Origin of the sequence: Agromyces sp. H17E-10 (assembly GCF_022919715.1) — a bacterium.
GTDB lineage: Bacteria > Actinomycetota > Actinomycetes > Actinomycetales > Microbacteriaceae > Agromyces.
The window spans coordinates 2,877,557-2,901,721 of record NZ_CP095042.1; the positions used below are offsets into that span (position 1 = coordinate 2,877,557).

26 protein-coding genes are annotated in these 24,165 nt (G+C 73.3%); 12 read left to right on the forward strand and 14 right to left on the reverse strand.

Features of this window, described 5'->3' with window-relative positions; genetic code table 11:
* Positions 1–15: 15 nt before the first annotated feature.
* Positions 16–1,098 carry a DNA polymerase IV gene (locus MUN74_RS13025; protein ID WP_454665262.1) on the reverse strand — a complete coding sequence of 361 codons (1,083 nt, stop codon included), beginning with the start codon at positions 1,096–1,098 and terminating at the stop codon, positions 16–18.
* A 93-nt stretch (positions 1,099–1,191) separates the two neighbouring features.
* Between MUN74_RS13025 and MUN74_RS13030 the strand changes: the two genes are divergently transcribed.
* The 3 genes from MUN74_RS13030 to MUN74_RS13040 all read left to right on the forward strand — a co-directional run bounded on the left by MUN74_RS13030 (position 1,192) and on the right by MUN74_RS13040 (position 2,811).
* A complete protein-coding gene (locus MUN74_RS13030) occupies positions 1,192–1,485 on the forward strand; it encodes a DUF6412 domain-containing protein (protein WP_244852736.1) in 294 nt (97 codons plus the stop codon).
* A gap of 135 nt (positions 1,486–1,620) precedes the next feature.
* On the forward strand, positions 1,621–2,418 hold the full coding sequence (locus tag MUN74_RS13035; RefSeq protein WP_244852738.1) for a YidC/Oxa1 family membrane protein insertase: 798 nt from the start codon (positions 1,621–1,623) through the stop codon (positions 2,416–2,418).
* Positions 2,419–2,541: 123 nt separating this feature from the next.
* The gene (locus tag MUN74_RS13040; RefSeq protein ID WP_244852740.1) at positions 2,542–2,811 is read left to right on the forward strand and encodes a GlsB/YeaQ/YmgE family stress response membrane protein; all 270 of its coding nucleotides are present in this window, start codon (positions 2,542–2,544) and stop codon (positions 2,809–2,811) included.
* A gap of 54 nt (positions 2,812–2,865) precedes the next feature.
* On the opposite strand, the gene MUN74_RS13045 is transcribed toward MUN74_RS13040, so the two are convergent.
* Both MUN74_RS13045 and MUN74_RS13050 read right to left on the reverse strand, forming a co-directional pair.
* Positions 2,866–3,609 (reverse strand): glutamine amidotransferase, encoded by a 744-nt coding sequence (locus MUN74_RS13045; RefSeq protein WP_244852741.1) that lies wholly within the window; start codon positions 3,607–3,609, stop codon positions 2,866–2,868.
* Positions 3,606–4,328 (reverse strand): LysR family substrate-binding domain-containing protein, encoded by a 723-nt coding sequence (locus tag MUN74_RS13050; protein ID WP_244852743.1) that lies wholly within the window; start codon positions 4,326–4,328, stop codon positions 3,606–3,608. The genes MUN74_RS13045 and MUN74_RS13050 overlap by 4 nt, the downstream gene beginning before the upstream one ends.
* A 161-nt stretch (positions 4,329–4,489) precedes the next feature.
* Here MUN74_RS13050 and MUN74_RS13055 point away from each other — a divergent pair, with 161 nt between their 5' ends.
* On the forward strand, positions 4,490–4,855 hold the full coding sequence (locus MUN74_RS13055; RefSeq protein WP_244856451.1) for a DUF5997 family protein: 366 nt from the start codon (positions 4,490–4,492) through the stop codon (positions 4,853–4,855).
* Between the two features lie 86 nt (positions 4,856–4,941).
* Here the strand turns inward: MUN74_RS13055 and MUN74_RS13060 are convergent, their stop codons facing one another.
* Both MUN74_RS13060 and MUN74_RS13065 read right to left on the reverse strand, forming a co-directional pair.
* The gene (locus tag MUN74_RS13060; RefSeq protein WP_244852745.1) at positions 4,942–5,589 is read right to left on the reverse strand and encodes an alpha/beta hydrolase; all 648 of its coding nucleotides are present in this window, start codon (positions 5,587–5,589) and stop codon (positions 4,942–4,944) included.
* On the reverse strand, positions 5,586–6,362 hold the full coding sequence (locus tag MUN74_RS13065; RefSeq protein WP_244852747.1) for a FadR/GntR family transcriptional regulator: 777 nt from the start codon (positions 6,360–6,362) through the stop codon (positions 5,586–5,588). The genes MUN74_RS13060 and MUN74_RS13065 overlap by 4 nt, the downstream gene beginning before the upstream one ends.
* Before the next feature lie 126 nt (positions 6,363–6,488).
* On the opposite strand from MUN74_RS13065, the gene MUN74_RS13070 reads away from it, so the two are divergent.
* Genes MUN74_RS13070 through MUN74_RS13080 form a run of 3 tightly spaced genes read left to right on the forward strand, consistent with a single transcriptional unit; the run spans position 6,489 to position 9,123 of the window.
* The gene (locus tag MUN74_RS13070; protein ID WP_244852749.1) at positions 6,489–7,925 is read left to right on the forward strand and encodes a GntP family permease; all 1,437 of its coding nucleotides are present in this window, start codon (positions 6,489–6,491) and stop codon (positions 7,923–7,925) included.
* Positions 7,926–7,941: 16 nt separating this feature from the next.
* Positions 7,942–8,508, forward strand: coding sequence for a gluconokinase (locus MUN74_RS13075; RefSeq protein WP_244852751.1), 567 nt, complete (start codon positions 7,942–7,944; stop codon positions 8,506–8,508).
* 33 nt (positions 8,509–8,541) lie between these two features.
* Complete coding sequence (locus tag MUN74_RS13080) at positions 8,542–9,123, forward strand: NUDIX hydrolase family protein (protein ID WP_244852753.1); 582 nt, start codon at positions 8,542–8,544, stop codon at positions 9,121–9,123.
* On the opposite strand, the gene MUN74_RS13085 is transcribed toward MUN74_RS13080, so the two are convergent.
* Both MUN74_RS13085 and MUN74_RS13090 read right to left on the reverse strand, forming a co-directional pair.
* Positions 9,120–10,094 carry a nucleoside hydrolase gene (locus MUN74_RS13085; protein ID WP_244852755.1) on the reverse strand — a complete coding sequence of 325 codons (975 nt, stop codon included), beginning with the start codon at positions 10,092–10,094 and terminating at the stop codon, positions 9,120–9,122. The two genes, MUN74_RS13080 and MUN74_RS13085, sit on opposite strands and share 4 nt — an antisense overlap.
* Before the next feature lie 22 nt (positions 10,095–10,116).
* Complete coding sequence (locus tag MUN74_RS13090) at positions 10,117–10,620, reverse strand: GNAT family N-acetyltransferase (protein ID WP_244852756.1); 504 nt, start codon at positions 10,618–10,620, stop codon at positions 10,117–10,119.
* A 166-nt stretch (positions 10,621–10,786) separates the two neighbouring features.
* Between MUN74_RS13090 and MUN74_RS13095 the strand changes: the two genes are divergently transcribed.
* Entirely contained in the window at positions 10,787–11,398 is a 612-nt protein-coding gene (locus tag MUN74_RS13095) for an RNA polymerase sigma factor (RefSeq protein WP_244852758.1), read from the forward strand.
* A complete protein-coding gene (locus MUN74_RS13100; RefSeq protein WP_244852760.1) occupies positions 11,395–11,892 on the forward strand; it encodes a hypothetical protein in 498 nt (165 codons plus the stop codon). The genes MUN74_RS13095 and MUN74_RS13100 overlap by 4 nt, the downstream gene beginning before the upstream one ends.
* Before the next feature lie 60 nt (positions 11,893–11,952).
* Here the strand turns inward: MUN74_RS13100 and MUN74_RS13105 are convergent, their stop codons facing one another.
* The 4 genes from MUN74_RS13105 to MUN74_RS13120 form a co-directional block, all read right to left on the reverse strand.
* A complete protein-coding gene (locus MUN74_RS13105) occupies positions 11,953–12,564 on the reverse strand; it encodes a hypothetical protein (protein ID WP_244852762.1) in 612 nt (203 codons plus the stop codon).
* Between the two features lie 424 nt (positions 12,565–12,988).
* Positions 12,989–14,578, reverse strand: a complete 1,590-nt coding sequence (locus MUN74_RS13110) for a DEAD/DEAH box helicase (RefSeq protein WP_244852763.1) — start codon at positions 14,576–14,578, stop codon at positions 12,989–12,991.
* A gap of 280 nt (positions 14,579–14,858) precedes the next feature.
* A complete protein-coding gene (locus MUN74_RS13115; protein ID WP_370647385.1) occupies positions 14,859–15,440 on the reverse strand; it encodes a DUF1684 domain-containing protein in 582 nt (193 codons plus the stop codon).
* 44 nt (positions 15,441–15,484) lie between these two features.
* Positions 15,485–16,003: a hypothetical protein gene (locus MUN74_RS13120; RefSeq protein ID WP_244852767.1), complete on the reverse strand. Its 519-nt coding sequence runs from the start codon at positions 16,001–16,003 to the stop codon at positions 15,485–15,487.
* Positions 16,004–16,162: 159 nt separating this feature from the next.
* On the opposite strand from MUN74_RS13120, the gene MUN74_RS13125 reads away from it, so the two are divergent.
* Genes MUN74_RS13125 through MUN74_RS13135 form a run of 3 tightly spaced genes read left to right on the forward strand, consistent with a single transcriptional unit; the run spans position 16,163 to position 21,378 of the window.
* Positions 16,163–17,437, forward strand: a complete 1,275-nt coding sequence (locus tag MUN74_RS13125) for a coiled-coil domain-containing protein (RefSeq protein WP_244852768.1) — start codon at positions 16,163–16,165, stop codon at positions 17,435–17,437.
* 9 nt (positions 17,438–17,446) lie between these two features.
* Positions 17,447–18,298 carry a 2-phosphosulfolactate phosphatase gene (locus MUN74_RS13130; RefSeq protein ID WP_244852770.1) on the forward strand — a complete coding sequence of 284 codons (852 nt, stop codon included), beginning with the start codon at positions 17,447–17,449 and terminating at the stop codon, positions 18,296–18,298.
* 20 nt (positions 18,299–18,318) lie between these two features.
* Entirely contained in the window at positions 18,319–21,378 is a 3,060-nt protein-coding gene (locus tag MUN74_RS13135) for a hypothetical protein (protein ID WP_244852771.1), read from the forward strand.
* Positions 21,379–21,429: 51 nt separating this feature from the next.
* On the opposite strand, the gene MUN74_RS13140 is transcribed toward MUN74_RS13135, so the two are convergent.
* From MUN74_RS13140 to MUN74_RS13150, 3 genes are all read right to left on the reverse strand, one after another.
* Positions 21,430–22,215: a CGNR zinc finger domain-containing protein gene (locus MUN74_RS13140; RefSeq protein ID WP_244852772.1), complete on the reverse strand. Its 786-nt coding sequence runs from the start codon at positions 22,213–22,215 to the stop codon at positions 21,430–21,432.
* A 109-nt stretch (positions 22,216–22,324) separates the two neighbouring features.
* Positions 22,325–22,822, reverse strand: a complete 498-nt coding sequence (locus MUN74_RS13145) for a SprT-like domain-containing protein (protein ID WP_244852773.1) — start codon at positions 22,820–22,822, stop codon at positions 22,325–22,327.
* Positions 22,823–22,942: 120 nt separating this feature from the next.
* A complete protein-coding gene (locus MUN74_RS13150) occupies positions 22,943–24,139 on the reverse strand; it encodes a PQQ-dependent sugar dehydrogenase (RefSeq protein ID WP_244852774.1) in 1,197 nt (398 codons plus the stop codon).
* Positions 24,140–24,165: the final 26 nt, after the last annotated feature.

Here is a 24,165-nt window from a genome sequence, read left to right on the forward strand (position 1 = left end):
TCACCAGGCGCTGGGTCACCAGCCGCCGCGGGTCGGCGTATGGCCTTCGCGCGCGTCGTCGGGCATCGGCATCTCGAGGCGGAGCCCGAGGAGCCGGACCGGGCGCTCGGGCTCGATGCGGTCGGCCGCGAGCGCCTCTACGGTCGCGAGCGCAGCCTCGCGGTCGCTCGCCGACGGGATCCTCCGCTGGTGCGTCGTCGTGATGAACGGGGCGTACCTGACCTTGAGGGTCACGCCGATGGCTGGGCGGCCCTCGGCGACGAGGTCGGCCCATACCTGTTCGAAGAGCACGTGCAGCGCCGCGTCGACCTCGCCGGGCTCGACGAGGTCGCGCTGATACGTCGTCTCGCGACTGTGCCCGCGGGCCACCCACGGGGTGTCGTCGACGACGCGCGCTCCGTCGCCGCGCCCGAGTTCGCCGTACCAGGGCCCCATCCGCGGACCGAACTCGGCCGCGAGCACCCCGGGGTCGGCGGCTGCCAGCTCCGCGACCGTCGTGATGCCGTGCGTCGCGAGCCGGCGCGAGATCTTGGTGCCGACGCCCCAGAGGTCCTTCGTGGGGCGCGCGCCCATGACGTCGAGCCAGTTCTCGGCGGTCAGCCGGAACACCCCGCGCGGCTTGCCGAACCCGGTCGCGACCTTCGCCCGAACGAGCGTGTCGCCGATGCCGACGCTGCAGTGCAGCTCCGTGCGGTCGAGCACGGCGCGCTGCACGCCGCGCGCGTACGCCTCGGGGTCGTCGGTCTCGACGCCGACGAACGCCTCGTCCCAGCCGAGCACCTGCACGGTCGCGCCCGGTTGCGCCCGCAGCGTCGCCATCACCTCGTCGGAGGCCGCCAGGTAGGTGTCGGCGTCGACGGGCAGGATGACGGCGTCGGGCACCTTGCGGGCGGCGATGCGCAGCGGCATCCCCGACCCGACACCGAACTCGCGCGCCTCGTACGAGGCTGTCGAGACGACGGCGCGCTCGGTCGGATCACCGCGCCCGCCCACGATGACCGGCCGCCCGGCGAGCTCGGGGCGGCGCAGGATCTCGACCGCCGCGATGAACTGGTCGAGGTCGACGTGCAGCACCCACGGGCGCACGGGCCGGGTCACCCAGCCAGTCTGCCGTCTCGCGGGCAACGGGTGTTAGCGTTGGCTTCGAACCCGCGGGCATCGCCTGCGGTCCACGCAGAGAGGAGCCGCGCCGTGATCGAGCTGGTCGCCGGGCTCTTCCGCTACCTCGAGTCCTCGGTCGAGGTCGCGCTCGCCTCGAACGCGACCCTCGCCGTCCTCCTCGTGGGCGTCGTCGGCGCCGCAGCGCTCGCCGTGGTCGTCCTCGCCGTGCGCGCCCTGCCCGGCCTCGTCGCGGCCGACGCGTCGGGCGCCGCCCGGCGTCTGCGCCAGACGGCCGACCCCGGCACGCTGCTCTCCCAGAGCGACCCCGACGCACCGGGGCGTGCCCGTCCGAGGGCACCCGGGCGCGGTCTCGCGGCCGCGTAGCGCGCGAGACCCTCCACGAGCCGGTCGCCGTCACGGCGCCGCTCCTCACCGACCCGGTGCGCCGGGTGCCGGTCTCCGCAGCGTTCGCGCGGCCAGATGGAACCCAGCTTCCCTCGACCGCGAACGGACTTCACCATGGACCTCTACAGCTTTCCGCCCATCGCCGCGCTCCTCGACGGTGCGCACGCCCTCCTCATCGGCCTCGCCGACCTGCTCGACCCCCTCGTCGGCGTCGCGAGCGCGGCCGCCGCGATCGTGCTCGTGACCCTGCTCGTGCGCGCGGTGCTCATTCCCGTCGGCATCTCGCAGGCGAAGGCCGAGCAGGGTCGCGCCCGGCTCGCACCGAAGCTCGCCGCCCTGCAACGCCGATTCGCGAAGCAGCCCGAACGCCTGCAGCAGGAGATGCTCGCGCTCTACCGCGACGAGGGCACCTCGCCGTTCGCCGGGTGCCTGCCGATGCTCGCACAGGCACCGGTCGTCGGGATCATCTACGCGCTGTTCATCCTGCAGTCGATCGCCGGGCACCCGAACGCGCTGCTGCAGCACACGCTCGCCGGGGTGCCGCTCGGGTCGAGCCTTGCCGGCATGATCGCTGCGGGAACGCTGACCCCCACGACGCTCGTCGTCTTCGCGGTCGTCGTCGTGGCGATCGCGCTCGTCGGCGAGACGACGCGCCGGGTCTTCGGCAGGCAGGCCGCTGCGGCCGCGCAGGCGGCACCGGTCGTACCCACGTCGTCGGCGGCATCGGCGACGGGCTCGCCGCTCGCGAATCCGGCTGCGATGCGCGTGCTCGGCCTCCTGCAGTACGTGACCGCGGTCATCGCGATGTTCGTGCCGCTCGCCGCGGCGTTGTACCTGCTCGTCACGGTGACGTGGACGCTCGGGCAGCGCGTCGTGCTGCGACGCGCGTACCCGTTGCCCCTGCCCGCCTGAGCCGGGACCGGGGGCAGGGGCAGGGGCAGGGACACCTACCGGCTCCTCGCCACGCCGCACAAGCCCTTGCGGGCCGCCCGGCCGCGGTGGTTGCGTAGGAGGACCAGATCGAAGGAGCCCCTCATGAGTTTCCTCGCTTTCCTGGTGCTCGGCCTCATCGCCGGCGCCATCGCCAAGTTGATCCTGCCCGGAAAGCAGGGCGGCGGCTGGTTCGTCACCCTACTACTCGGCGTCGTCGGTGCCCTCCTCGGCGGGTGGCTCGGCAGCCTCATCCTCAATCGCCCGCTCACCGAGTTCTGGGATCTCGGCACCTGGCTGCTCGCGATCGGCGGGTCGATCATCGTGCTGCTGATCTGGGGGCTCGTTACGCGCGGCAGCCGGCGCGACGCCTGAGTCATCCGGCGGGGCGTATGCCTCGTCGGGCATGAGCGCTCGAGCGCTCGAGCGTCAGCGCTCGTCGGCCAGCTCGACGAAGCGCCGCAGCATCCGTTGCGGTTCGGTGACGGATGCCGCGGCCAGGCGTTCCGAGACTTCGCGCAGTTCCGACGCGGGGAAGTAGCCGTGGTGACGGTACACCTGCGCCCGGGCGATGAAGTCGTCGGTCGTGACCTCGGGGTGGAACTGGGTCGCGTAGACGCTCGCGCCGACGCGGTAGATCTGCACGGGGCATCCGGCCGACGACGCCAGCAGCACCGCGTCGTCGGGAAGCCGCTCGGTCGACTCCTTGTGGCCGACGAGCGCGTCGAAGCGGGGCGGCAGCGCGCCGACGAGCCGGTCGGCCGCGCCGGCATCGGTCAGCGTGATCTCGACCGCGGCGGCGTCCTCGCCGTGGCGGGTGCCGACCGTGCCGCCGAGCACGCGGGTGAGCACGCCGATGCCGTAGCAGGTGAAGAGCACCGGGAACCCGGCGTCGAGCGAGCGCTCCGCGAGCCTGGCCAGGTCGGCCTCGACCCGGAGCTGGACCGCGTGCTTGTGCTCCTCGGCGGTCGTCACGTTGTACGGGCTGCCGCCGACGACGATGCCGGCGAGGTCGTCGAGCGCGGGCTCGCCGAGAGGTTCGACGTCGAGCCGATGGTGCTCGAGGCGCCCGGCGTCGAGGCCCATCGCACGGCGCACGGACTCGTACTCGGGGCCGACGGCTTCGACCTCGGGCCGGGCGGAGAGGAAGAGGAACGGCTTCGGCCCGGTCATCGGCCCCGCCGCCGATGACGTTGCTTCGCGCCCTGACCCGTGCGCGGGGACGGGCGTGCCGACTTCGCGGTGCCGGCCTTCGAACCGCCGCCCTTCGAGCCGCCGCCCTTGCCTGCGCCCGAGGCCGCTCGTCGCTCGGCCGCGGCGAGCTTGGCCGCCTTCGCGGGCTTCATGGTCGGCGCCTCGTCGCCCCGTGAGCTGCGGGCGGTGCGGCCACGCACGACGGCGACGAACTCCTGGATGTCGTCGTCGTCGCGCTCCGTGCGCCAGACGAGTGCGATGCGCGTGGGCGGGGCGTCGGCGACCGGGATCGCGACGACGTCCTTGCGGTGGTGCAGCCTCGCGATGGCGTGGGGCACGATCGCATAGCCGGTGCCGGCGGCGACGAGCTCGATCGTCATGGCGGGGTCGGGCTGCACGGGGGCGATCGGCTCGCCGTCGAGGTCGGCGAGCGAGAGTTCGGCTTCTTCGGCGAAGGGATGCTCCTTCGGGAGCACCGCGACCGCGACCTCCTCCCACAGCGGAATGCGGTGCAGGCCCTCGTCGTCGATGGGCAACCGCACGAACGCGAGGTCGACCTCGCCCGAGCGCAGGCCGTCGAGTTGGGCGGCCTCGTCGACGCGGGCGGCCTCGAGCGGGAGGTCGGGCCGACGGTCGGACCACGCTCGCAGCCACTTCGACGGGGAGACGCCCGCGACGTAGTCGAGTCGCAACGCCATGTCGCCCCCTGTCGTGCCGTTGGTCCGGTCTGCCGCGTACCGGTCTGCCGTGCGCCGGTGCCTCTCAGGCTACCGTCGGCTACGGTTGCAGGGTGAGCGAGAACGAGTCGCCGGCCGCCGAGCCGCGCGAGAAGCAGCCCCGGGCCAAGAAGCCGCAGACCATGAAGGCCGAGACCGCGGCCAAGAAGCTCGGCATCCTGCTCGCGGCCGCGCCGGCGGAGTTCAGCGATCACCCCATCACGCGCGACGAGGTCGACGCCCTGCAGGCCGACCCGCCCGAGTGGCTCGCGACGCTGCGCCGCGAGGGGCCGCACCCGCGCCCGGTCGTCGCCGCCAAGCTCGGCATCTCGAACTCGGGCCTCGCCCGCGCCGGCGTCACCGACGCCCTCACGACCGCCGAGATCAAGGCCCTCCTCGCCGCGCCGCCCGCGTGGCTCGTCGAGGAGCGCGCGACCCAGGCCGCGGTGCGTGCCGAGAAGCAGCGCGTCGCCGAGCGCGACCGAGAGCGCGCCGCCCGGTCGGAGTAGCACCGCCCGACTCCGCCCGCCCCGCCCGCTCGCGAGTTGCCCGAATCTGCACACATTCGGGCACGTCGGTCTGGGTGGTGAGTCGATCAGGCCGCGTAGCGGTCGCGCAGGAAGGCCGTGAGGTCGGCGAGCTCGCGCTCGGAGACCGAGTGGCCGAGCCCCTCGTAGATGCGCGCGTCGAGCGACGCGTGTTCGGGCAGCCAGTCCAGCGTGCGCGCAACGGAGGCCGCGGGGATCACCTCGTCGAGGGTGCCGCGGCCCCAGAACACGGGCAGGCGCAGTTCGGCGAGTCGGGCGTCGCCGGTACGCTCGCCCGGCATCGCGAACCCGGCGAGCACCGCGGCGAAGTCGAACCGCTCGGGCGCGAGGCGCAGCAGTTCGAGCGCGACGGCGCCGCCCTGCGAGAAGCCGACGAGCCCGACCGGGGTGCCCGGCGCGGCCCGGTCGACCCAGGCGAGCACCGCCTCGGCCGCGGACCGCGCGGCCCCCTGCTTCTCGGGGGAGTCGTCGGCGATACGCCCGCCCGCGTCGAAGATGTCGAACCACGCGTAGCCGTAGCCGGCGTCGATCGGCGCCCGCAGCGACGCGACCACCGGATCGAGCGGCAGGTAGGGCGCGAGCCCGAACAGGTCGCCCTCGTTCGAGTTGTAGCCGTGCAGCAGCACCAGCAGCGGTCGACCCGCACGGTCGTCGCCCGACGCCGACCACAGCACCGCCTCGTCGTCGATCGTCATCGGGTCGCCTCCTCGTCGTCGCGGGTGTCGCCGATGTCGACGGCCGCGTCGTCGCGGGGGCCGACGGCGACCACGGCCTGCACCGCCTGATCGGCCTCGGTCACGATCGCTGCGAGCGCGCGCTCGGCGTCGTCGGCCCGCCCCTCGGTGACGGCGAAAGCGACCTCCTGGTGGAGTCGGAGCGCCGTCGGATTCGCCTCGTGCGGCATGAGCGCGTGCGCGGTGCGGCCGCGCAGCACCTCGCCGACGACGGGACCGAGTGCTGCGAGGAACGGGTTGCCCGAGGCGTCCAGCACCGCAGCATGGAAGGCGATGTCGTGCTCGAGGTAGGGGGACTCGTCGGCCTCGCGCGCCCGCTCGGTCATGCCCGCGACCGCCGTGACGAGGGCGGTGCGCTGCTCGGGGGTCGCGTTCGCTGCGGCGAGCCGAGCCGCGAGCGGTTCGATCGCGCTGCGCAGCTGACTCAGGGCATGCAGGGTCTCGACGCGGTCGGGGCCGGCCAGCCGCCAGCGCAGCAGGCGCGTCGAGTACGGGTTCCAGCGGGCTCGCGGCAGGATCTCGACGCCGGCGCGGCGTCGCACCTCGACGAGGCCCATCGACTCGAGCACGCGCACGACCTCGCGCATCGCCGAGCGCGAGACGCCGAAGCGCTCGGCGACCTCGGTCGTGAGGATGCGCGAGCCCGGGGCGAGCCGTCCCGAGGCGATGTCGGCGCCGATGGACTCGATCACGCGCTCGTGCAGCGCGGACGAGCCGGTCGTCGAAGCATCCATCCACTGATTATGGCCGAGCGGATGCCTCGCGTAAATGCCCGGCGTGTTTCGAGGTGCATTGCAATATGTCCTACATATAGGTAGAGTCACCTCACCCCGTCCGCCAGACCGAGGAAGTTCAGGCCAATGTCCACCGTGCTCTCCGCCGCCGTAGCGCTCGTCTCCGCCGTCGATCCCGTCGCTCCCACGACGACCGCCCCCGAGTGGCAGCTCATCACCGCAGCCCTCGTCGGCATCGCCGTCATCGTCGTGCTCATCACCTGGGTGAAGCTGCACCCGTTCATCTCGCTCATGATCGGCGCGATCGTGACCGGCCTCGTCGCCGGCATGAGCGCCGTGCAGACGATCCTGAGCTTCACCAACGGCTTCGGCGCGACCATGGGCGGCGTGGGCGTGCTCATCGCGCTCGGCGCCATCTTCGGCAAGCTGCTCGCCGACTCGGGCGGCGCCGACCGCATCGTCGACACCCTCATCGCCCGCTCGAGCGTGCAGGCGCTGCCGTGGGTCATGGGCGGCGTCGGCGCCCTCATCGGCCTGCCGATGTTCTTCGAGGTCGGCCTCGTGCTGCTCGTGCCCGTGATCATCCTGGTCGCCCGTCGTTCGGGACTGCCGCTCATGCGCATCGCGATCCCGACCCTCGCGGGCCTCTCGGCCATGCACGGGCTCGTGCCGCCGCACCCCGGCCCGCTCGCCGCGATCGACCTCGTCGGCGCCGACCTCGGCCAGACGCTGCTGTTCGGCGTGATCATCGCGATCCCGGCCGTGATCATCGCCGGCCCGCTGTTCTCGAAGCTCGCGGCGCGCTGGGTCAAGGTGCCCGTGCCCGACCTGTTCGTCACCGCCGAGGACCGCGGCGAGGACGTCTCGCAGAAGCCGCGACCCTCGTTCGGTGCGGCGCTCTTCTGCATCCTGCTGCCCGTCGTGCTCATGCTCGCCTCCTCGCTCGCGAACATCGTCGCGCCGCTGTCGGGCGACGCGTGGAAGCTCGTCGTCGACTTCCTCGGCAAGCCCGTCATCGCGCTGCTGCTCGCCGTGCTCGTCGGCATGGTCGTGCTCGGCCGCGGCGGGCGCATGGGTCGCTCCGAGATCGCCGCATCGGTCGGCTCCTCGCTGCCGCCCATCGCGGGCATCCTCCTCATCGTCGGCGCCGGCGGCGGCTTCAAGCAGGTGCTCGTCGACTCCACGATCGGCCAGGTCATCGCCGACGCCATCTCGGGGATCGGCGGCTCCCTCGCCGTCGTACTCGCACTCGCGTGGTTCGTCGCGGTGCTCATCCGCGTCGCGACCGGCTCAGCGACCGTCGCCACGATCACCGCTGCGGGCATCCTGCAGCCGCTCGTGGCCGATCTCGACCTCTCGGCCGGCGCGACCTCGCTGCTCGTGCTCGCCATCGGCTCGGGCTCGGTGTTCCTCTCGCACGTGAACGACGCGGGCTTCTGGCTCATCAAGGAGTACTTCGGCCTCACCATCGGGCAGACTCTGAAGTCGTGGACCGTGCTCGAGTGCCTCATCTCGCTCGTCGGCCTCGCGGGCGTGCTCGCGCTCAGCCCGCTCGTCGCCTGACCGGGGGAGGAAGCTCATGAACACCGCGTCGAACGCCCGCCCCGAGGCATCCCGCATCGCATTCGAGCACCCGCCCGTGCTCGTCGTCATGGGGGTCTCCGGCAGCGGCAAGACGACCTTCGCCGAGCTCATCGCCGGGCGCCTCGGGTGGGACCTGCAGGAGGGCGACGCCCTTCACCCCGAGGCCAACGTCGCCAAGATGGCGAGCGGAACGCCGCTCACCGACGACGACCGGTGGCCGTGGCTCGACCGCATCGCGTCGTGGATCGACGCGCACCTCGCCGCCGGTGAGCCCGCCGTGATCACGTGCTCGGCACTCAAGCGGTCGTACCGCGACCGGCTCGCGCGTCCGAACGTCGTGTTCGTGCACCTCGCCGGCGGCCGTGAGCTCATCGCCGACCGGCTCGAGCACCGCACCGGCCACTACATGCCCGCGTCGCTGCTCGGTTCGCAGTTCGAGACGCTCGAGCCGCTCGAACCGGGCGAGCGCGGACTCGTCGTCGACGCGCAGGGGACGCCCGAGGACGAGGTCGCCGAGGCGATCGCCCGGCTCGGGCTCGAGGGCGGTTCGGGCGCGCACTGACGCCGACGGGGCCCGTGGGGCAGAATCGGAGGCATGAGCGTGCGCACCCCCGATCCCGACTGGAATCCCGACGACGAGCCCGCCGTCCGGCCGCCGGCGAATCCGGGTTGGCTGAGCGACCTCGAGCTCGCCGAGGTGCGCGGCCGGCTGCCGCTGCTCTACGTCGAGGCCGTGCCCGTGCGGGTCGACGGGCTCGGCCAGGTCGGCGAGGTCGGGATGCTGCTGCGGGCGAACGCGCTCGGCGAGATGACCCGCACCCTCGTGTCGGGGCGGGTGATGTACGGCGAGACCATCCGCGACGCGCTCTTCCGCCACCTCGAGAAGGACCTCGGGCCGATGGCGTTCCCGCTCCTGCCGGCGAGCCCCGTGCCCGCCGCCGTCGCGGAGTACTTCCCGCTGCCGGGCATCTCGCCGTTCACCGACGAGCGCCAGCACGCGGTCTCGCTCGTGTACGTCGTGCCGGTCACGGGCACGTGCGAGCCACGGCAGGATGCGCTCGAGGTGACCTGGATGACGCCGCAGGAAGCGATCGGCAAGCCCGTCGTCGACGAGATGGAGGGCGGGCGCGGCGTGCTCGTGGCGCAGGCGCTCGCGTCGGTCGGGGCGCTGCGCTAGCTGTACTGCGAGCTCGCCGGCAGCGCGAGCACCGTGTCGAGGAAGAGCCCGGCGACGCGCCCGGCGTCGACCTCGAGGGCGACCTCGACCACGGGCCACGCATCGACGAGGCCGTGCACCAGGTCTTCGCCGGCGAACTCGCGACGGTCGACGAGCGTCTGCCCGCGCCCGAAGCCGGCGAGCTCGACGCGCACGGGTCGGCGCTCGGTGCGGAGCGCATCGGGTGCGACGATCGAGCACACGGCGCCCGCGTCGCCGATGAGGCCGGTGTACTGGGCGTCCTCGTCCTCGCTCATCGCGATGCGGTGTCCGAGGAGCTCGCCCACGATGCGACCGACCGGGTGGGCACCGTGCTCGAGCTCGTGCGCGCGCGCCGAGTCGACCGAGACCCGGTTGAACACGTCGAGCCCGTACATGTACACGGGGATGCCCGCGTCGAACACGATCGCGGCGGCCTCGGGGTCGTGCCACACGTTGAACTCGGCGACCGCCGTCGCGTTGCCGACGCTCGCCGAACCGCCCATGACGACGATGCGCTCGATGTTCGCGGCGACCTCGGGGTGGGTGCGTAGCAGCAGGGCGAGGTTCGTCTGCGGCGCGAGGGCGACGAGGGTCACCGGCACCGGATGCTCCGTCACGAGCCGCCGCAACAGCTCGACCGCGTGCTCGGGGCGTGCCTGTCGAGCGGTGGGCGGCAGCGCGAGCCCGCCGAGGCCGTCGGCACCGTGCACGTGGGAGGCCGAGCGCGCGGGCGCGATGAGCGGGCGGGTGGCACCGGCCGCGACCGGGATGTCGCCCGCTGACGCGGCATCGAGCACGCGGAGCGTGTTGTCGACGACCTGATCGAGCGCGGCGTTGCCCGCGACGCACGTGATGCCGAGCACCTCGAGCTCGGGGTGCGCGACGGCGAAGAGGATCGCGAGCGCGTCGTCGACGCCCGTGTCGACGTCGAGGATGACGGGAACGGTCATGGAGTTCGTCGGATCGCCGAGGTCAGCGGACCAGCCGCACCTCGTGGATCTCCTCGCCGAGGAACGGCACGTGCTGGTCGGCGCCGTCGGCCGTGAACCCGTTGCGCTCGTAGAAGCGGTGCGCGCGGGGGTTGTCGGAGGCGACCCAGAGGTACACGGCGTCGTCGCCGACGGCGGCGTCGAACAGCTTCTTGCCGATGCCGGTGCCGTGGTACTGGTCGAGCACGTAGATGAAGTACAGCTCGCGCTCGCGCGGCGGGTTCTCGTCGCGAGCCGGACCCGAGCCGACGAAGCCGACGATCTCGCCGTCGACGAGCGCGGCGTACTGCGCGTACTCGTCGCCGCGTGCGGCCATGTGCGTCCAGAGGTCGGCCATGCGCCTGGGCGAGAGCTTCTCGAACGCGGCGGCGCTGATCAGGTGGTCGTAGGTCTCGTGCCAGCACGTGGCGTGGACGCGGCCCAGCGCCTCGACGTCGGAATCGCGGATCGGACGGACGACGACTTCGGCAACGACTTCGGTGCTCATGCCCCGAGACTAAGCCAGGCCGCGCCAGCCGCGAAATCGAGCGATCTCGGCCGATCGGGAACCTTCTCGGGGGCGTCCGGACATATCTGTACATGGCGGTGAACCAGCGCGTGGGGGAACGCGCGAATCCTCGGTCGATCGATGCTCCGGTTAGGCTTGGCCGGGCATGGAGCAGGATCGGCGTAGCGACTCGGCGCTCTGGCTCGAAGCGACCTCGGGCACAGAGGCCGCGTTCGGCGTGGTCTACGACCGGTACCGGTCGCGCATCTTCCGCCGGGCGTACGCGCAGGTGCTCAACACCGCCGACGCCGAAGACATCGTCGCGGTGGTCTTCCTCGAGGCGTGGCGCCGCCGCAAGAGCGTGCGTTTCGTCGACGGCTCACTGCTGCCCTGGCTGCTCATCGTGACGACGAACGTGTCGCTCAACACCCGTCGGTCGATCCGTCGCTACGACCGGCTGCTCGCCTCGGTGCCGCGCGGACCGCAGACCGTCGACCCCAGTCGCGAGGTCGAGGAGCGCATCGACGGCGCCCGCATGTCGGAGCGCACGCGCGCGGCCCTCGCCCGCCTGACGGCCCCGGAGCGGCGCGTCGTCGACCTGTGCCTCATCGAGGGCATCCCGCTCGCCGACGCCGCGGCGGCGCTCGACATGCCGCTCGGGTCGGTGAAGTCGCGGCTGTCGCGGGCACGCACGAAGCTCAGAGACGGCCTGGGGCATGCACCGTGGCCCGACTCGGCCGGGGCCCCTGCGTCCGGTGACCTGGAGGTGCTCGGATGACCGAACCCGAGATGCGACCCGAGCGTGCCGACGCGATCCGCTCGATGCTCGTCGAGCACGTTCGCACGGAGCCGGCCGTGCGTGCGCGTCGGCGGCGCCACCGGATCATCGGCTGGGGCGGGCTCGGGGTGCTCGCGATCGGCGTCGGAGCGACCGCGGGTGCGGTGCTGCTGCAGCCCGCGCAGGTCACCGAGGATCGCTGGGTGCAGTGCCTCAGCGAACCGACGCGCAACAGCGACGGCACGTTTCCGGGTTCGGGTGCGATGATCAGCGAGGGATCGGGCCTGCCCGACGATCCGATCGAGATCTGCAAGATCATGTGGGAGAGCGGCGCCCTCGATCCCGACTTCGACGCGACGTCCCTGACCAACCCGCCCGGTGAGGTGCCCGATCACCTGCGGCTGTGCGTCATGGACGACGGTGCAGCAGCCGTCGTGCCGTCGTCGAACGAGTCGATCTGCGCCGCCCTCGGACTGGCCGACCCCGCCGAGTGACGGGCCGGCCGCCCGGCCGGTGGCGGATGCACGGTCTCCGCGCACGAACCGGGTGCGAGCTCAGCCGAGCGTGCCCGTCGGTCGGAAGACGAGCGACTTCACCCGGTCGTTGGAGCTGCCGAGGCTCGAACAGTAGGGCGTGCAGTTCAGCCGCGACCCGCCGTAGCTCGTCGCGGTGTACGTCGTCGCCCAGCACCCGTTCAGCCCGGTCACCGAGCTGATCGACGTGTTCCAGCCCGACGAGAGCGTCGGGAACCCGAACGTCACGCCCGCGCAGCCGCTCGTGCCCCAGAACGTGAGGCTCGACCCGCCCTTGTTGATGCCGGTGTAGACGCGGCCGACCGCGACCGAGGCGGCCGCGGCGCTCGCCGTGAAGCGACTGCCGTCGTCGGTGGTCTGGCCGGTGAGATAGTCGACGACCTCCGCGAGCGACGAGAAGCACACCGGTTCGGGTGCCGACTCGCCGGCGAGGTCGGCGGCTTCGACGGCGTCGATGCCGATCGCGCAGTGCTGCTCCGCCGCCGTGGTGGCTGCTGCCGTGGGCGCCGTCTCGCCGGATGCCGTCTGCGTCGCGGTGATCGGCGCGCCTCCGGCCGCAGCCGCGGGAGCGAGCACTCCGGCGAGGGCCAGGGCGACGCCGGCGAGACCGCGAACGGCAGGTTCGAGCGTCATCGGGGACTCCATTCCTTCGGGTGGAAGGGCGGCCGGACGAAGCACCGCCATACAGGTATGTCCGGGAGTCCAAAAAAAGTTCCGCGAATCGGGAACCTTTCACGGCCGTCCGGACATATCAGTGCAGGAGGACGGAGAGACGATGCGTCGCACGAAGAGCATGACCACGATCACGACCCTGGTGGCCGTGGTCATGGCGAGCGCCGCGGCGATCGGTGTCGCGCTGATCGTGGGCAGCGAGATCGGGCGGGTGGTGCTGCAGGGGGTGTGAGACTTCGAGACTGGGTCGCTTCGGGGGAGGCGACCCGATCCCGTCGGGGGACGGGACGGCGGGTCGGTGGTCGGGGGACGCCGACCCGTACGGCCGAGGCCCGTGGAGCGGTGACTCCACGGGCCTCGGTGCGTCTGCGGCGCGGGTGTCCTGTCAGCCCTGCGCGCGCCGGTTCGTGCGGGCGTTGCGGTTCGGAGTGACGAGGCTGCCCACGCGCAGCGGCTGCTTGGCGCCGCGGTTCGACGACTGACGCTGGGCGCCCGTCGTCTGCGAGCCGCGGCTCTGGCCCGAACCCTGCTTCGGCGCGCTCGCCTTCGCCTCGGCGGGACGGCCCGACCGGTCGCGGCGCGGCCGGCCCGTGGCATCCCCGTGCTTGACGGCGTCGCCGCGACGGCCGGTGCCGTCGCCCTGGCGACCGCCCTGGGACTGGCCGCGGCCGCCGGCCGTGCGGCCGCCCTGGCCGTCGCGTCCGGCCTCACGGGCGGCGCGCTTGCGCTGGGCGTTGGCGCCCTGCGAGCGTCCGCCGCCCTGCTGGGGCTTGGCCTCGCGGGGCGCGGGCTTCACGTAGGGGGCGACGTCGCCGACGAGCGCGACGACCTCGGGCGACGCGGGAGTCGCGGGCGCCGGGGTCACGGTGATCGCGGCCTTGCGGAGCAGCTGCTTGAGGTCCTGCAGCTGGCCGGGCATCGCGATGGTCACGACGTCGCCCTCGCTGCCCGCGCGGGCGGTGCGACCCGAGCGGTGCAGGTACGCCTTGTGCTCCATGGGCGGGTCGACGTGCACGACGAGCTCGATGTCGTCGACGTGCACGCCGCGGGCGGCGACGTCGGTCGCGACCATGACCTTCGCCGAACCGTCGGCGAAGGCGGCGAGGTTGCGGTCTCGCTGCGGCTGCGACAGGTTGCCGTGCAGGTCGACGGCGGGGATGCCCTGCTCGGTGAGCTTCTTCGCCAGCTTCTTCGCGTGGTGCTTCGTGCGCATGAACAGGATGCGGCGGCCCATGCCGCTCGCGAGCGTCTTCACGAGCTCGAACTTCGTGTCGGCGTCGTCGGTGAGGAAGACGTGGTGCGTCATCGCGGCGACGGGCGAGTTGGCCTCGTCGACCGAGTGCAGCACCTCGTTCTCGAGGTAGCGCTTGACGAGCTTGTCGACCCCGTTGTCGAGGGTCGCCGAGAAGAGCAGGCGCTGGCCGCCGCGCGGCGTCTTGTCGAGGATGCGCGTCACGACGGGCAGGAAGCCGAGGTCGGCCATGTGGTCGGCCTCGTCGAGCACGGTGATCTCGACGGCGTCGAGGTGCACGAAGCCCTGCTGCATGAGGTCCTCGAGGCGACCCGGCGCGGCCACGACGATGTCGACGCCGGCGCGCAGCGCCTCGACCTGGCGCTTCTGGTTGATGCCGCCGAAGATCGTGGTGACCTTGAGGTCGTACGCCTCGGCGAGCGGCTCGATCGTGCGCGCGATCTGGGTCACGAGCTCACGGGTCGGGGCGAGCACGAGGCCGAGCGGACGACCCGCGCGGCGGTTGCCGCCGGCGAGCTTCGTGCCGAGGCGCGCGACCATCGGCAGCGCGAAGGCGATCGTCTTGCCCGAGCCGGTCTTGCCGCGGCCGAGCACGTCGCGGCCGGCGAGCGTGTCGGGCAGCGAGTCGGCCTGGATCGGGGTGGGGGTCGTCTTGCCGTCGGCGGCGAGGATCGCCACGAGGGGCGCGGGCACGCCGAGGGTGGAGAAGGTGGTGTCGGTCACTGGTGCCTTTCAGGGGCATGCCACGGTCGGGTGCGCCAAGCCGTGGACCTCGACAGGCGCGAGGAACGGCAGGGATCGACCCGACGGTGGGAAAGTGGCGAAGGCGCCGGTCGGCGCATCCGTTCGCCGTATGAGAGTCATCGGGCGGCTCGGCAGGCGAGCCCGGCCCGGAAGCGTTTCTACGACGCAGGCGGCGCGATCGTCGCGCACACCGTGGGCCAGCATAGCGGATGCACCGGGGCGGGCGCTGTGAGCGCCGCGCCGCCGTGCGTGGTGACGTTCAGCGCGGCATCCGTTCGCCGACGGGCACCTCGACCCGCAGGACGTCACCCTCGGGCGCGAGCGGACACGACCACGACGGGTCGTACGCGCACGACGGGTTGTAGGCGAAGTTGAAGTCGACGACGAGCGTGTCGCCGTCGGCGCCCGGACCGAGGTCGGCGCCCTTCACCGTGTCGATGAGGTAGCGGCCGCCGCCGTAGGTGCCGCCCGGGGTTCCCGCGAGGGCGTCCTTCACCGGCAGGAAGAGCCCGCCGCCGTAGCCGGCGAGCCGCCACACGTCGAGGGTGCCGAGATACGGCAGCCGGACGGTGCCGACGAGCGAGAAGGGGATCGTGCCGTCGGTGGCGCTGTCGACCGTCATCCGCACGGGTTCGTCGGGGCGGCGCACCTCGAGCTCGAAGCGCCAGTCGGGGTCGTAGCGCGCGACGTCGAGCCCCGTGAACCGGGCGCGGTCGTCGGGCAGCAGCGGCGACTGCGGGTGGCCGGCGAAGAGCTCGTCGCGACCCGACCGCCAGAGCTCGTGGCCGGCCGCCGGGTCGCGCGCGCTCAGCTGGCGGACACCCGCGTAGAGGCCGAACATGCGGCGACGCCAGTCGGCGAGCTGCAGGGCGCCGATCGTGTCGGTCACGAGTCGCCGCCTGCGGCTGTCGCGTCGGCGGTGCCGGGCGGGTCGAACGACCAGGTCGGAGCGAGCGTGCGCAGCCGGTGTCCGCGCCACTGCCAGAACGCCCACGTCGGGTACCAGGCGGCGACGCCCAAGGGGCCGGTGCCGATGACGAGGCGATCGCGGTAGAGCGTCCGTCCGTCGGGCAGCGGCGAGACGGCCATGCGGTGGTCCCAACGACCGAATCGCGCGAGCGGACCGGTGAGCGCTCCGCCGCCGTCGCGGAGCATGCGCACGCCCGCGGGCAGGCCGCCGGGGTAGCTCACGTCGACGAGCTCGTCACCCGTGGGGAATCGGCGGAACGCGAGCGTGCGCACACGATGCCCGCCTTCGGGCCACGTCGTCGGCAGGCCTCCGGGCTCGAGCGAGGTGAGGTCGAGCCACGGCGCGACGACCTCGCGCAGCACGGCGGGACTGCGCAGCGCACGCCACGCCGCATCGGGCGTGCAGTCGAGTGTGAGTTTGAGGAGCACCCGCATGAGCCGAGCGTAGGTCCGGCCGCCGCCGGTGCCAAGTGGCGACGATCGTGGCGTGCCGGTGCGGCGGCCCGCCGGTCCGGAACGGCGGGGACCGCCGTACGACACGTGGCGGGGCGGCACGCCGCCCGGACGGTCGGACCGACCGCCTAGACTCGCGCCATGCCCGATGCCTCCGCATGGTTGCCGTCGCTCGTCGTGTTCGGCGTGGCCGCGGTCCTCGCGGTGTCCGGGGTGGTCGCGCTCCGACGGGCGGGCGTACGCCGGGAGCGACGCGAACTCGCGGCGGTCGCCGACGCGGAGGTCCGCGCGAAGCAGCTGATCGTGCAGGCGGACGACGCCGTTCGCGACGCCGAACGCGAGGTGTCGTACGCCGAGGCGCAGTTCGGCACGGCGACGGCACGCGACACCAGGGCGGCGGTCGAACGGGCGAAGGCGCGGCTGCGGGAGGCCTTCCTGCTGCAGCAGCGGCTCGACGACGCCGAGCCCGACACCGCGGCCGATCGCCGTGGCTGGACGGCCCGCATCGACGACCTCTGCCGTACGGCGCTCAGCGAGCTCGCCGTGGCCGGCGATACGCTCGCGGCGCGCCGACGACGTGAACGGGGAGCGGGTGACGACCTGCCCGCACTGACCGAGGATGCCGCGGCGCTCCGGCGGGCGGTCGACGACGCCGCGACGACGCTCGCACGACTCTCCTCCCGATACGACCCGTCCGCGCTCGGTTCGGCACGGGCCGACGCCGAACGGGCCGCCGCGGGACTCGCGGAGGCCGAGGCGGCGCTCGCCGAGGCGACGACCTCGCTCGAGCAGTCGAGACCGGCTGCCGAGCCGCTCGAGCGCGCGGCCGACGCGCTGGCGCGGGCACGCCGCGACCTCGACGAGCTCGCCGGCGTCGAACCCGCGCTCGCCGGCGCCGCGGACGACGCCGGCCGTGCGGCGGCCGCACTCGGCCTCGACGTCGACGCGGCTCGAGCCGAGCGCGACGGCCTCGACGATCCCGATGCGGCAGCCGACCTGGGTACCGCGATCGCGGCGACGGCGACCGTGCTCGCCGAGCGCGCCGGTTACGCGCGGGACCCGCTGCTCGACCGGGATCGGCTGAGCGCGGCCCGCGATCGTCTCGATGCCGCGCGTGCGGCAGCCCGGACCTCCCAGCATCGGCTCGACGGCGCCCGAGGAGCACTCGGCGGTGCGATGTCGATCGCGGAGGGCCAGATCGCGGTCGCCGGCGCCGCGATCGAGCGCGGCGGTCGTTCGGTCGGGGCGGCCGCCCGCACCCGGCTCGCCGAGGCCGAACGCCAGCTGGAGACGGCGCGGCAGGAGGCCGACCCCGTCGCGGCTCTCGACGCCGCACGCCGCGCGAGCACCCATGCGAACGACGCCGAGGCGCTCGCCCGCTACGACGCGCTCGGCCCGGACGCGCTCGGCCGATAACCTGTCGCGATGACCACGAGCACGCCCGACGACGCCCCGGCGCCCGACGCCCACGCGCCCTTCGCCCAGGCGAAGTACCAGATCCGCTTCGACTGGGGCATCGCGGGCGCCGAGCGCGTGCTCCCGGGGGTGCATGCGGTCGTGGTCGTCGACGCGCTCTCGTTCACGACGTCCGTCGTCGTCGCCGCCGAGCACGGCATCGCCGTCGCGCCCTGGCCGGCCGGCGAGGAGGCACGCGCCGGAGCAGCGGCGTTCGCCGCCGCCCACGGCGGCATCGTCGCGGTCTCGCGCCGCGCCGGCCCGAGCACGACCGGGCACGTCCACCCCACACTCTCGCCCGAGAGCTGGGCCGGGGTCGAGGCATCCACCGTCGTGGTGCCCTCGCCGAACGGCGGTGCGATCGCGCACGCCCTCGGCGACCGCGACGTCGTCGTCGTCGCCGCGTCGATGCGCAACCGCAGCGCGGTCGCCGACCGGCTCGTCGCGCTGCAGGCCGAGCGCGGCGAACGGCTCGTGATCGCGATCGTCGCGGCCGGCGAGCGCGAGCACGCGGCCGGGCACGGCGCCGGTGCCGACGCCGGAGGCGCTGCAGTGCGCTTCGCCGTCGAGGACCTCATCGTCGCGGGCGCCGTCGTCGACGCCCTCGTGGCCCGCGGCATCGATCACACTTCGCCCGAGGCGGCCGTCGCGTGCGCCGCGTTCGAGGGCCTCTCGCGGGCGACGGGCCATCTCATCAGCGCCTCCGGCAGCGGCGTCGAGCTGCGCGGGATCGGGTTCGCGGGCGACGCGCGCCTGGCCGCCGAGCGCGACGTGACCGAGGTCGTGCCCGTGTTGCGCGACGGCGTGTTCGTCGTCGGCTGAGCGCCGAATAGGATCTCTCCATGACGACGGCGAAGCGACGGGGCATCCTCGCCGTCATCACCGCCTGCGTGCTCGTCGCCCTGGGGCTCGGCGTCGCGTTCGCCGTCGGCGACGCGCTCGGCATCCGCACCGAGCCGAGCGAGCAGATGCGACCCGCCGCCGCGGCCGTCCCCGACGTCGCGGCCCCCGTGTCGCCGCCCGAGTTCACGAGCCTCGACGTGCCCGACACCGTGCGGTTCGGCGTCGCGCTCGACGAGCTCCGCGATGCCGTCGCCGACGCGCCGGCCCGTGAGGGCGAGGCCTCGCTCGCGGTCGAGATCATCCCCGGGCAGGAGGCCGATTCCGGCCCGGGCGATGACGGCTACGAACTGCGGGGGGATGCCTCGGCGCTGCGCATCCTCGCCTTCACCGAGACGGGCGCCGTGCGGGGCATCTACGACCTCGCCGCGCAGGTGCGCGCTGCCGCCCCCGTCGCCGCACTCGTCGGTGCCCACGAGCCCTCGCGGCTGCCGCTGCGCATGACCGACCTCGGCGCCGTGGGCGTCGCACCCATCCCGGCCGAGTGGGAGTCGGGCGACGACTACTCGCACGCCTCGAAGGCGTTCGCCGCGGTCGTGCAGCCCGAGGCGCCGTACATCGACGAGACCGCGCTCGCCGAGGCGTACGCCGACTTCGACGGGTTCCTGCGCCATTCGCTCGCCAACGGGTTCAACGCGGTCGCCTTCCCGGGCTTCGTCGAGTTCGTCACCTTCGACGACGCCCCCGGCGGCCCCGTCTACGCCGACGGCGACGACCACCGCGACCGGGCCGTCGCCCTTCGCGAGGCGTTCGCGCCCTTCTGGGAGCGCGCCGACCAGCTCGGCATGCAGGTGTTCCTGCGCACCGACATGCTCGCCCTCACCGGACCGCTCGAGCGGTACCTCACCGACCGGTTCGGCTCCCTCGACACGGAAGACCCCGAGTTCTGGAGCGTCTACACGGCGGGTCTCGACGAGCTGTACGAGGCGGCTCCCGCGCTCGACGGCGTGCTCATCCGCATCGGCGAGGCCGGCGCGATCTACGACGTCGGCGGCTGGGACTACTACTCGGCGCTCAAGGTGACGACCGTCGACGCCGTGCGCACGATGCTCGAGGCGTTCAGCGGTCAGGCCGAGTCGTCGGGCCGCGAGGTGATCTTCCGCACGTGGAGCGTGGGCGTCGGCGCCGTCGGCGACATGCACACGAACGACGCCTCGTACGAGGCCGTGCTCGACGGCCTCGACTCACCCGCGCTCATCGTGTCGACGAAGTACACGCTCGGCGACTTCTACAGCTGGCTGCCGCTCAACCACACGCTCGAGCAGGGCTCGCAGCGACGCATCGTCGAGTTCCAGAGCCGGCGCGAGTTCGAGAACTTCGGCGCGTTCCCGAACGACCTCGGCACGCAGTACCAGTGGGCGCTGCAGCAGCTGCTCGCGGCGAACGACCGCATCGAGGGTGCTTGGGTGTGGACGCAGGATGGCGGACCCTGGCGAGCCGGCCCGATGTCGCTCTACCTCAAGTCGGGCTTCTGGCAGCTCTACGAGCTCAACACGCAGCTCGCCGCCGACCTCGCCCGCGACCCCGACGCCGACGTCGCCGACATCACGGCCGACTGGGCGCGCGAGTGGTTCTCCGACGACCCCGCGACCGTCGAGGCGATCGTGGGTGCGATGACGCGCTCGCGCGAGGCGATCGAGCAGGGCATGTACGTCGAGCAGTTCGCGAAGCAGCGGGTCTTCGCGATCGGCCTCGAACCGCCGCCCATGATGTGGATCTTCGAGTGGGACATCCTCACCGGCGACTCGGCCGTGCTCGACGTCATGTACTCGATCGTCCGCGACTCGGCGGGCGACGGCGCCGCCCAGGGCGCGGGCGTCGATGCCGCGATCGCGAGCGGTGCCGAGGCGGTCGCCGCCGTCGAGGAGATGCGCGAGACGGTGAACGCGACGGATGCCTCGAGCTGGCGTTCGCCCGAACTGCGAGAGGCGTTCGTCTCGAGCCTCGACTACGAGCTCGACACCCTGCGCCTGCTCGAGTCGTATCGGGCGATGATCCTGCACGAGGGGCAGTGGCACGACACGCTCTCGCCGGCCGCCCGTGACGCGTGGGAGGCCGATCGTGCCGTCTTCGAGCAGCGGGCCGCCGAGCACCTCGAACGGTACGAGGGCGACCTCGACCACCCGGCGTTCAACCTCACGGCCGCCCAGCTCGGCGTCGACCGCGCCGAGCGCGACCCGCTCATGGCGTGGTTCGCCCGCGGGCTGCTCGTGCTCGCGCTCGCGTGGGTCGTGATCGGCATGCTCGCCGCCCGCACTCGGCTCGTGCGTCGTCCGGGCGCCGCGGCCGCGCGGGCGAGCTGGGTCGCGTCGACCCGGCCGTGGCGCGCACGTCTCGAGACGCTCGGCATGGACGACCTCGACCGCTGGCTGCTGTTCCTCGTGCCGGTCGCCCTGCTCGTCGCGACGCGCGCGGTGCAGACGTCGTTCCGCTCGTGGACGCACCTCGCGGTCGTGATCGGGGCGTGGGCGATCTTCGCGGGCGTGCTGCGGCTCTGCGTCGGCCGCCGGTCGCCGTGGCCCGTGATCGCGGCCGTCGGGGGCGTCGTCGTGCTGCGCTGCATCGTGACGCTCGTCGGACTCTCGTTCACCGGCCCGGGCGGCTACTGGTTCGCGTTCTGGACCGACCCCGTGCTGCGCACGGCCTACATCGCGGTCGCGTTCGCGCTCTTCGTCTGGGTGTTCGTCGCGGCGGGCTGGGCGCTCGCGGCGCAGGTCGGCGCCCGGCGCGCCACCGGGTTCGTCCTCGCCGCCGTCGGCGCGGGACTCGTCGTCCCCGCGGCGATCGTCGGGGCGATCGGCCTCGAGCAGGTGCTGACGCTCTGGAACGACGAGATGGGCCTGCTGCCGTGGGGTCTCGCCCGGATCCTCGGCATCACGACCTACCTCGACATCCCCGGGGAGACGGCCTGGTACGCCGCCGGACTCGGCGCGCTGCTCGTCGTCGCCGGCGTGCTGCTCGCGTTGCCGCGGCGACGGGCCGAGGCATCCGGGCGCGGTTGATCGCTCGGATCTCGAGCCGAGGCCGCCGCCGCGGGCGGGCCGGGGAGGTTCTCAGGCGGCTCGGTCGGGTTCGACCGGTGCCGGTTCGGTGCGAGCGGGCTCCGTGAGGGCCGGCGTCGCGGGCACCGCCTCCGCGAGCACCGGCTCCGTGAGCGTGGGTTGTGCGAGCGCAGGCTCGGGCAGGGTGACCTGCGCGGCCGCCGCGATCGCGGAGCCGATGCGTGAGTTGCGCCCGCTCTTGCGCGCACGGTGGGCCCGCACCTTCGCCCGGTTGCCGCAGCGCTGCATCGAGCACCAGCGCCGCGTCGCCGCGCGCGAGGTGTCGAGGTAGACGATCTCGCAGTCGTCGCCGGAGCACTCGCGGATGCGCTCGACGTTGGCCGGCGAGAACAGGTCGACCGCGTCTCGTGCGATCGTCGACAGCGCCTGGGGCACGGTGTGCACCGACCGACCGGCCTGGCGCGAACCGCCGCCGAGCGCGGGCGGCACGTCGGGCGTGGCCGCATAGAGGTTCACGAGGTCGATGTCGCCCGCACGCGCCGACTCGCCCCGGCTCGCCGCCACCGCCATGCGGGCGATCGCATCGCGAAGGGCGACCGCGTCGAACAGGTCGCGCGAGCGTGCCTGGCCGACGGCGACGGGGAACCGCTCGCGCAGCCAGTCGGTGAGATCGTCGGGGGAGTGGAAGCGCTCGACGCCGGCCGATGCGGCGGCTCCGCCGATCGCGCCCGTCGTCGCGAAATCGAGTGCGACCGAGCCCGAGTCGAACCACCATCTGACGCCTTCGGCGGGAACGAGCCATTGCCCGATGGGGATCGTGACGGTGGAGACGGGCATTCGATCAGCGTAGCGCGTGCGGGTGCCGCCGACGGCGCCGGACGGCGGCGTCGGCGGGCGCTCCGGCAGGGCGCCTCTCCGCGCTTCAGCGAGCGCTCGGGCAGTCGCGTCAGCCCGCGGCCGCGCTCGCGGCACGGCGGCGCACGGCGGCCGTGATCTCGCGGTGGTGCCACACGATGAGGTTCGCGGTGTCGAACCCGCGCCGGCACAGGCCGCAGCTGAGCTGGCGGGTGGGCTCGCGATAGCGGTAGTGCTCGTGCCCGGCCGGGCAACGGCCGACCCACGGGGCGAGCTCGTGCGCGACCTCGCCGTCGTGGGTACGCCGCCCGACGAAGCCGAGGCCCGCGGCGATGGACGCCCACTTCGGACCGTGCCCGGCGCGCGGGCCGGCGAGGGCGTGTGCGACCTCGTGCAGCAGGATCTGGTGCACCTCGTCGTCGTCGTAGCGGGCCGCGAGGTATCGCGAGACGGAGATGTGCTTGGCCGTGTAGTTGCAGAGCCCCGCACGCTTCTTCGCGTTGTCGAACCCGAAGCTCCAGACCGCCGGGTCGAGGTGCAGCACGATGAGCGCCTCGGCCCACCGCCTGACCCGCTCGAGATCCGCCATGGGATGAGAATAACCCCGGCCGCCGACGTTGCGGAGGCGCGCATCACCCCCGAACGGGGCGGAATCGAGGGCCGGTGCCGATCCGCCGATGCGCGTGACCCGTGTGCCGCGGTCAGGCGGTCAGCCGGCCGGCGCGAGCCCGACCGACATCAGCCGGTCGTCGCCGTCGCGGGGCGAGCCCCGCCCGTCGGTGTTGTTCGTGAGGAACCACAGGGCTCCGTCGGGCGACCGGGCCACGTCGCGGATGCGCCCGTACTCGCCGGCGAACCACGGCGTCGCCGCGGGGGCGGTCGCGCTCGCGGGCGCCACCGTCCAGATCCGCTCGCCGCGCAGCGCCGCGAGGAAGAGCGTGTCGCCGATCACCGCGAGCCCGCTCGGGCTGGCCTCGCTCGTCGCCCACTGCGCGACGGGATCGACGAAACGCGGGTCGCCCGCGGCGCCCTCCACGACGGGCCAGCCGTAGTTCGCCCCCGCCTCGATGCGGTTGAGCTCGTCCCAGGTGTCCTGGCCGAACTCCGCGGCCCACATCCGCCCCGCAGCATCCCAGGCGATGCCCTGCGGATTGCGGTGGCCGAGCGTGTAGACGAGGCTGCCGAACGGGTTGCCCGGCGCCGGCTCGCCGTCGGGCGTCATGCGCAGGATCTTGCCCGAGAGGGATGCCGGGTCCTGCGCCGCGTCGCGCACTCCGGCGTCGCCCGTCGTCGCGTAGAGCATGCCGTCGGGGCCGAAGGCGATGCGTCCGCCGTCGTGGTTGCCCGCCTTGGGGATGCCCGTGAGCACGGGTTCGGCATGGCCGAGCGCGAACCCGCCGGCGCTGCCCGTGAGCGGCATGCGCACGATGCGGTTGTCGTCGGCGGTCGTGAGATACGCGTAGAGCTCGAGCCCGCCGTCGACGGAGCGGATCGCGAGGCCGAGCAGTCCGCCCTCGCCCGCGGCCGCGACGCCCGGAACGGTGCCGGCGACGCGGAGACTCCCGTCGGCGAGTACCTCGACGACGTCGCCGCGGTCGCGCTCGGAGACGAGCACGCCCGCCGGACGGTTCCCGGCACCGCCCGGCACGAGCGCGATCGACCACGGCGCGTCGAGCCCCTCGGCGACGACCGAGACGTCGCCGGCGGGCACGAGCGGCTCGACGGGGGTCGGTGCGGGTGTCGACGGCGAGGCTGCCGACGGCGAGGGCGTCGGGCTCCAGCCCGTGGGCCCGGCGACGGGTTCGTGCGTCGTGCAGCCCGCGACGACGAGCGCGAGCGCGACGACCGCGGCCGCACCGGGCAGGGCCGCGTGGGACCCGGCCGCTCCGATCGCTCGCGTTCGCATGACCCTCCACTGCCAGTCTGCCCGCG